This window comes from Colwellia sp. (assembly GCF_013214175.1).
In the GTDB taxonomy this organism is placed as follows: Bacteria; Pseudomonadota; Gammaproteobacteria; order Enterobacterales; family Alteromonadaceae; genus Colwellia.
The window spans coordinates 1,301,829-1,310,889 of record NZ_JABSPA010000002.1; the positions used below are offsets into that span (position 1 = coordinate 1,301,829).

Annotated in this window: 4 protein-coding genes; 2 read left to right on the forward strand and 2 right to left on the reverse strand. The window is 38.8% G+C overall.

Annotated elements, in window-relative coordinates; all coding sequences use genetic code 11:
* The first annotated feature begins 45 nt into the window (after positions 1 to 45).
* Positions 46 to 2,622: an ATP-dependent chaperone ClpB gene (gene clpB, locus HRT55_RS08480; protein ID WP_291620396.1), complete on the forward strand. Its 2,577-nt coding sequence runs from the start codon at positions 46 to 48 to the stop codon at positions 2,620 to 2,622.
* A gap of 111 nt (positions 2,623 to 2,733) precedes the next feature.
* On the opposite strand, the gene HRT55_RS08485 is transcribed toward clpB, so the two are convergent.
* Positions 2,734 to 3,219, reverse strand: coding sequence for a DUF4124 domain-containing protein (locus HRT55_RS08485; protein ID WP_291620399.1), 486 nt, complete (start codon positions 3,217 to 3,219; stop codon positions 2,734 to 2,736).
* Between the two features lie 387 nt (positions 3,220 to 3,606).
* On the opposite strand from HRT55_RS08485, the gene HRT55_RS08490 reads away from it, so the two are divergent.
* Positions 3,607 to 4,134 carry a PEP-CTERM sorting domain-containing protein gene (locus HRT55_RS08490; protein WP_291620401.1) on the forward strand — a complete coding sequence of 176 codons (528 nt, stop codon included), beginning with the start codon at positions 3,607 to 3,609 and terminating at the stop codon, positions 4,132 to 4,134.
* A gap of 839 nt (positions 4,135 to 4,973) precedes the next feature.
* Here HRT55_RS08490 and HRT55_RS08495 read toward each other — a convergent pair.
* A complete protein-coding gene (locus tag HRT55_RS08495; RefSeq protein ID WP_291620403.1) occupies positions 4,974 to 8,102 on the reverse strand; it encodes a S8 family serine peptidase in 3,129 nt (1,042 codons plus the stop codon).
* Between the last annotated feature and the right edge of the window lie 959 nt (positions 8,103 to 9,061).

Consider the following 9,061-nt stretch of genomic DNA (forward strand, 5'->3'; position numbering starts at 1 on the left):
TCATACTCAGATAACTAATTAATCCTCTGGGCTTTAGGAGATAAAATGCGCTTAGATCGCTTTACCCAATCATTTCAAGAATCCATTGCTGATGCGCAATCACTTGCTTTAGGCAAAGATCATCAGTTCATTGAGCCTATTCATTTAATGTTAGCCTTGCTCAATCAAAACGGTAACTCTGTTATTGCCTTGTTAAAAAGTGCTGCTATTGATGTGCGCTCTTTACGTCAGAAAATTGAAGCGGCCTTAGCGTCTTTAGCACAAGTGCAAGACAGCGGTGGCGATGTACAATTATCTGCAGCCTCAGGTCGAATTTTAAACCTTTGCGATAAACACGCACAAAAAATGTCTGATAAATATATTTCTTCAGAAATGTTTGTCTTGGCAGCCATCGAAGATAAAGGTGCCTTAGGAAAAGTTTTCTCCGAATTAGGGGCAAATCAGCAACGGATAAAATCGGCCATTGAACATATTCGTGGTGGGCAAAAGGTTGATGACCAAAATGCTGAAGATGTTCGCCAAGCTTTAAATAAGTATACGGTGGATTTAACCGAGCTTGCTAAGCAGGGCAAACTCGATCCGGTTATCGGCCGTGATGATGAAATTCGTCGTACATTACAAGTTTTACAGCGTAGGACTAAAAACAACCCGGTATTAATAGGGCAACCAGGTGTTGGTAAAACCGCTATTGTTGAAGGCTTAGCGCAACGTATTGTTGACCATGAAGTCCCAGAAGGCTTAAAAAATAAGCGGGTATTATCTCTGGATATGGGTTCGCTGGTTGCTGGCGCAAAATATCGTGGTGAATTTGAAGAACGTTTAAAAGCCGTTTTGAATGAATTGTCACAAGAAGAAGGGCAAGTTATTCTCTTTATCGATGAATTACATACCATGGTCGGCGCAGGAAAATCAGATGGCGCTATGGATGCAGGTAATATGTTAAAACCCGCATTGGCCCGTGGCGATTTGCATTGTGTCGGCGCAACTACGCTTGATGAATACCGTAAATATATTGAAAAAGACGCCGCGCTTGAGCGACGTTTTCAAAAAGTATTAGTTGAAGAGCCCAGTGTTGAAGATACTATTGCAATTTTACGTGGCTTAAAAGAGCGTTATGAGTTACATCACTCGGTAAATATTACTGATCCGGCCATTGTGGCGGCAGCGACTTTATCTCATCGTTATATTAGTGACCGACAATTACCGGATAAAGCTATTGATCTAATAGATGAAGCGGCATCGAGTATTCGTTTACAAATGGACTCGAAACCCGAAGATTTAGACAGGCTCGAGCGACGATTGATTCAGTTAAAGCTTGAGCAAAGAGCCTTGGCAAAAGATGAAGATGAGGCCTCTATCAAGCGCTTGGCACTCATTTCAGAACAAATTGCTGAAAAACAGCTGAAGTATGATGAATTAGATGAAGTGTGGACCACGGAAAAAGCCGCACTTTATGGTGCACACACCATTAAAGAAGAACTTGAGCAAGCACGGATTGAGTTGGAGGCAGCAAGAAGAACTGGCGATTTAAATCGTATGTCTGAATTACAATACGGTAAATTACCCGAGCTGGAAAAACAATTAGATCTAGCTAGCCAAGCTGAAATGCAAGAAATGACCTTGTTAGCTAATAAAGTAACCGAAGTTGAAATTGCTGATGTGCTCAGTCGTGCTACCGGTATTCCAGTTGCTAAAATGCTCGAGCAAGAGCGTGATAAGTTATTAAACATGGAAGATAGCTTACACCAGAGTGTTATTGGTCAGCATGAAGCGGTAACTTCGGTAGCTAATGCCATTAGACGTGCTCGGGCGGGTTTGAGCGATCCTAACCAGCCAATCGGTTCTTTTTTATTTTTAGGGCCTACAGGTGTCGGTAAAACTGAGTTAACCAAAGCCCTTGCCGAGTTTTTATTCGACTCTCAAGATGCCTTAATTCGTGTTGATATGTCAGAGTTTATGGAAAAACACTCGGTAGCACGTTTAGTTGGTGCGCCACCAGGCTATGTTGGTTATGAAGAGGGCGGTTATTTAACTGAAGCGGTACGCAGAAAACCTTATTCTGTTATTTTGCTTGATGAAATAGAGAAAGCTCATCCCGATGTTTTTAATATTTTATTACAGGTACTCGATGATGGCAGGTTAACGGATGGCCAAGGTCGTACTGTTGATTTCAAAAACACTGTTATTATTATGACCTCAAATATTGGCTCTGATGTTATTCAAGAGTTTGCCGGAGATAGTCAATACCAGCAAATGAAAATAGAAGTAATGAATGTTTTAGGACAATACTTTAAGCCTGAGTTTATCAATCGTATTGATGAGTCTGTTGTTTTCCATCCGCTGTTAGCTGGACAAATTAAGCAAATTGCTGAAATACAAATTCAAGCTTTGGCCCAGCGATTAGCGGCACAAGATCTCAACCTAGAAATCACTGACCAAGCCATTTCGCTAATCTCTGCTGCTGGCTTCGATCCTATTTTTGGCGCACGACCTTTAAAACGGGCTATTCGGCAAGAGGTTGAAAACCCATTGGCACAAAAAATACTCAGTAACGAGTTTGCCAAAGGCAGTACAATTTTAGTGACAGTTGTTGAGGGACAATTAACCTTTAGCTGCAAATAATCTATAAGGTAATTTTGCGGGACATTTTGTGAATAAAACAACTTGTTATAGCGTTTGTTTTAGTAATTAGCCTTACTTAATTTTAAGTAGGGCTAATTAGATTGAATCTTACTATTTACTACAGTAAAGACCTTCATGCTTTTTACTTAAGGTAAGTTTCTCTTTTTTTTCTGCCTGAGTTAATGGGCGACTTCCAATACTACCATCACTTTTTTCTTCACTGATATGTATATCATCTAACGAGTTTAACATTTTTATATTAAGTCGAGCAGCTTTACAGTTTTTCTCAAAGGTTTTCTTATTTTGAGCGATGATAATATCTTGTCTTTGTTCCTGTGCTTCAACAATTTGTGCTGCTTTATCTTCTTCGGCAAGTGCTTTTCTTTCAGCTTTTGATAAGGCTTTAAATGAAGAAACTGTGCTTAGCTCGGTATAATCCTGCCCTTGTGGTAGGTTTTGACTAAAGTGAACGATGTTATTTTTATCAACCCAGCGATAAATAGCGATATTTTTTGCATTAGCAATGTTGATGACTGATGAGGTTATTAGCGTTGCCGCTAGGAAAATTTTAGTAAAAGAGAGTTGTTTAATGCTCATAGTCAAACCTTATCCTGTAACTTATAGGTAATGTACAACGGGTACCACAGCTATTTTTCGAGCTAAGTATGCGTAAGTATAGCTTTGTTTTTGTGACCATAAGCTAGCAAATTATTTATATAATAACAAACAGTTACTTTTATTGGACTTAGCTCGTTAAGTGTCGGATTTTTTTACACTATAATACCTTGTTGTTAATGGGTGGTTAATTACGTGTTATTTTGTAGGTAGTGTCATGTAATTTAAGGTTAATTTTATTTAGGCGCGATAATTGCTTTACTACTATGCAATGTCGGTAGTCGCTTACTTTAGCAATTGAACGCTTATAAGCCTCGCCGTTATTAATACTATAAAAATAAAATAGCCATATTATAAATAGGAAGTAACATGTTAAATAAATTAATCTTACGCGCTTTTTTGTCACTATCTTTAGCCTTGAGTTTTACCAGTGCCAATGCCGCATTAATCACTCAAGATTTTATCTCTGATGCAACTGGCAATGTTATTGGTTCAATAACCATTAATACATTTCCAGCAGAAGTTGATGAGTGGGGTTTCGGCACTATATATACTTGGGAAGAATTCGATTTCTTTGGTATTGATATGTTAGCGCCAGATGTAGCAGATGGTTTTCAATTTCTAGCTAGCTTTGATACTGCAGATTATTCTTTAGGTCTTCAGGATTTATACTTCGACCTTGAAGATGTTTTTGGCTGGTATTCATGGAGTGGTTCTGCATCTGGTGCTGGTGATGTAGCTGCTTATGATTTATCGGTAATTCCAGATCCTACGTTGTATGTTTTTGTTGAGTATACTCTAGGTGAAGCTAGCGTTGTTCCTACACCTGCTACTTTAGTGCTTTTCTTAACAGCTGTTGCAGGCTTAGCTGCTCGTCGTAAAAAAGCGAATAAATAGTATTACTATATTTTGAAACTCTAGTTCAGCATTAAATTGAGTTAGTGCTAAAACATAGTTAAAGAGGCTTTACTTAGGTAAGGCTTTTTTTATGCCTGCTATTTTACTTGTTTATCTATTGTCCTAGTCCCTAGCTAATTAGTTACTTAGCTAGATAAGCCAATTAAACCTATCTTTGCCTAGTTGTCGTATACCTGATTGCCGCGTGTTTTGGTTGTTAAGCTAAAAGGGCCTAAGATACTCTCTACTCTCTCGCTGTGATTACTTGAAGATCCTTCATACGCCATAAGAGCTCCTTTCCACTCTGCCTCATATCTGCACTCGACACTCTATAATCATAATTCTAAAGGTAAAGATAAAAGTTAGTTAACTTACTAGTGTAATAACACCGTTGTTGCACTAGTCACTAAGCCTTTATTTTATCTGGATTATTAATTTTTTAAACCGTATGTTGTAGACCCTAATGAATGCATTATTGCTATCTCTATTTTTGAGAGTAACTAATAGCTTACTTTAACGGGAAGCGGTAGCGCTGATATGACAGGGTAAATATTTTACCAGCTCATAGTTAATTGTGAGTGTTTTTTAGCCGAGCTTTAGCTTTGCAGTTGTTGACAGCATTAAGCAGCTTGCCGCAAATGTATAGCTTAAGTACAGCAAGGTAAGCTTGGGTAATAACAGCAGATGGCTGCAGGTTTTGTAGTGAGTATTGTTTGGTTGATAGTTTGTTTGCTAAGAAAAGCTTAATAAAAAGCCCACTTAAATTTACTTTAAGTGGGCTCTGTCTATAACAGCTAGCTAATCCTAATTGAACGGAGTTTGCTAGAGAATGTTATTTACTAGTTTTTTAGTTCAAGTACTGTAGTACCTTCAGCTTCACCTTCACCATTAAAGTAAGTAACAGCACCCATATAAGTAGTACCTGTTGGTAGGCCTCTAGTCATAATAGTTGTGTAGTTGAAACGACCTTTAATTGCACGACGGCTAGACATTACACGCGTAGTACTCTCAGCTTGATCTGCAATCCAACCTACCATAGTGTAATCTGTAGAAGGAGCGTCACCTGTTGAGTAACCATGAATCATAGTTAAATAAACATCACCAACGCTAACATCTGCTCTAGGCTCAGGGTTAGTTAATATAACGTTTTCATTTGAACCATCGGTAAGTGAGTTAGCAACTTGAGCACAAGACCATTTATCACAACGATAAACGTATAGGTCTAGGTCAGCACCTTCCTCTGCTACAAGTGCATCAGCTAAACTAAAGCGAGCAACTTGTGTACCTTCAGGAATATGGAACATGTGGTAAGTTGTACCAGCACCTAAAAATTCAAACTCTTTAGCTGGATCAGCTTCAACAGTACCAGCTGTTCCAAATGGTGCAACTAAACCAGCATGTTTAATACTTGTTCTACCAGAGTAAAGCATCTTAACTGGGAAGCGGAAACGACCACGGTTAAGATCAGCAGATAGCAATTCAGGCACTTCAATTTTCACTGTAGGTACAGCTTTAATTGCTAGTGGTAAACGTACTGAGTGACCAGCGCTATCTGTCCAGGTAATTGCACCAAATTTCCAAGCATCAACTTCAGTAGTGTCAGTTTTAGTAAAAGTTAATGCAAAGCTAGCTTTGCCGCCTTCAGCTGCTACATCTAGTGTAGTTTCAGCTGTTTCATCGCCATTAGCGTCAAACGTTTGTACACTCACTTCAAAACCAGCTGGAGCTTCAATTGTAGCCGTGTAAGAAGAGCCAATCGGAGTTGCATTGGTAACTGTTCTGAAAATTGTTTCAGGTTCTAGTAACTCGGCAATAGCGATTGAAGGTAGGTTTAATTGACTAGCATCGGTACTAAAACCTGCAGTTGCTAAATCAGCACAACTAGTATCGTACGCAGCAACAAAGCTTTCTTTGTCTTGACCACAAAGGAAGGCTAGGTAATCAGCAAGGTTAGTATCAAATAATAGACCTGGATCTAAAGCTGAAACTGGCGCTATATGACCAGAACCAAAATCATATGGGTCAGCTTGTGTTGAACCATCTTCTTTCGTTAAGTTTTGACGAGCAGTTGTCATCATTGCAGATTTAATTTGCGCAGGACTCCAAGAACTATTAGATTCTTTAAATAATGCAGCCATACCGGCAATGTGCGGGCTAGACATAGATGTACCTTGTAGATACTTAAATGTCTCACCTTGTGTACCCAACATTGGTGCAGATGTAGTTGCCGCTAATATTTTAACACCAGGGGCCGTAATATCTGGCTTGATAATGTCGTAAGTGTTTAAGTTTGGACCACGTGATGAGAACGATGCAATGGTATTACCCACTTCAACCGCTTCACCTGAAGCTGCTGTGTCAGTAAAGATCACTGAAGTACTTTCAGCTAGAACACTTGCCGTTAATGCTTGACCATCAGCAAAAGAGATCATTGAACCAGTAATAGCTACTGCTGGATCTTCACCACCCATAGAAAATGGTGAGGTGCCATCATATGTATAAACAAGTGCTCCAATTGCACCAGCATTTTGCGCGTTGATGAACTTTTCAGTAAAAGAACATGAGCCACGAGCAATAAGTGCTACTTTACCAGCTAATTCAGCGCCATTAGTTATAGGTGCATCATTACAGGCTTCAACTGGTTCTGCTAGAGCAAGCTCACCGGCAAGACCAACTGTTGCCGGAGCAAAACCTGCAGGCACAGACATAAGTGAAGTACCAACTAAAGAACCAGAAGTAACATCAAGCGCTTTACCAATAATAGTAGAAGTTCCATTATATGTAGATGCAGCGACACTGGTTACCCAAGGAGCAGGAGTACCAACAGTCTCTTTATCTGGACCACTATTACCTGCAGAAACTGCAACAAAAACACCAGCAGCTGCGGCATTTAGCATTGCTGCAGTTGATGGAATGGTTAAATCTGTTTTACTACCACCGATAGAGTAGTTAATAACATCAACACCATCAGTTACTGCAGCATCAATTGCCGCCATAGTATCACCGTAGAAACAACCACGTTCTTTATTGCCTTCTGGGCTAACATAATCACTATTCCAACAAGCTTTATATGCAGCGATACGCGCACGTGGAGCCATGCCTGAAACAGTTCCTGCAGCTGCACCTGAAAGCATAGCAGCTACATTTTCATTACCACCTGCTGTACTAGCCGTATGACTACCATGACCGTCTGCATCGCGAGCCGAGTCGAATTCACCTAAAGCATATTGAACATCGTATTGGCTGCTAAAACTTGCATTAAAGTAACGAGCACCAATCAATTTATTGTTACAGGTAAATGCTTCATCAGTACCGGTATCACAAGCACCTTGCCAGCCAAGGTCTGCTGGATCAGTGTATGAACCATCATCGGAGAAACTTGGATTTTCAGGCCAAATACCCGTATCGATAATACCGATAATGACACCTTCACCTTTTATATTCATGGTGTGTTGGCCACCAGGTCCTGTAAGGCCTAGAAATTCAGGGGTATTAGCGGTGTTAATAACTTCTAATCTATCTTCCCACACGCCAACTACGTCAGGGTGAGATTCTAATTGTGCTTTTTGCTTAGAATTCAGCTTGGCTGAAAAGCCATTATAGGTATGCTTAAAAGAATGTAAAATTTCGAGAGAGTCAATTGAACTAGCAACTTTCTTTTGCTTTTTTTCCATTGCTTGAGTATAGGCTTTCATTGCCGGCGTATAGGCGTTGTAACGATTACCTGTATTAGCGACTAATTGATTGCTTGGTAAAAGCTCACCAATATCTTGAGCTTGGGCAATTGCAGTATTACCTTTTAATTGGATAATATAGCCAGTTGTTTTTTGTTTGCTATTAAGTTCACTGCCTACAGATTTAAATTTACTAATATCGCCAGTGATTTCGTTAGAAAATACAGTGGTGCTTGCACCAGCCGTGATTGCTAATGTAATCAGACTCCCTACTATGGATTTCTTAAAATGCATGTTTATCTCCGGTTTATTGTTATATCTTCGCTGTGTATATTTATTACACTTTCTTTATTTTCATTAGCAGCTGCTCAATGAAAAATAGCGAGTGACATATATAAGCAATAATAGTGCCTTTGTTGCAAAGTTGTTAACAATGCAGCAGGGTAGCGCTTTAACAGAGCTAATTAGGATAATCCTAATAAGAAATTCTTATGAATTGTAAAAAGAATTTACATAAATATTAAGAATAAATGCAGGATTAGTCACTTTTATAATAGTTAACAGATGTTGATTGTATCTATCACTCTGTTTTTAAAGTGTTTATGTTTATAATGAGTTACCATGCCTGGTTGTTAATGTAATGTAAAAAAACCTGACACATATAAAGTATGTGATGTTCGTGTTTGAATTGTGAACAAGTAAACGTAAAAGTAAAAATAACCCTTGATCAAAAATGAACTCTCTCTATAATGCGCCTCAGTTCCAAGGGGTTCACGCAAATTGAATCATCAAAGGACTGTTTTGATATGTTATCTAATTACTTTTAAGGTGAATCAGTTAACTTAACGTAGACTTTTAATTTCATTTTAAATAAACGTTGACATCAAAACTAGGGAGCGTATTATACGCCACCTGCTTCGGGGTAACAGCAACGAAGTCAAGCAAATAACGAATGAGATTATTTGCTCCTTACCTTCTTCAAGGTGAGATTCTTTAACAATTAGTTATCATGCAATTTGTGTGAGCACTCACATTAATGTTGTTTTACATAGTTTGACTCTTTCGAGAGGAAAACAAAAACGCTTAATGAATGATGTTCATGCAAACAAATATAGTTACTTATTTCTAGCGAGATAGGTAGCGACTATGTAATGCGATATCAACTTCGGTTGGTATCACGACAGAATTCATTGAGCAGTAACACATCACTTGTGATGAGGTTACACAAACGATTTTTAATTGAAGAGTTTGAT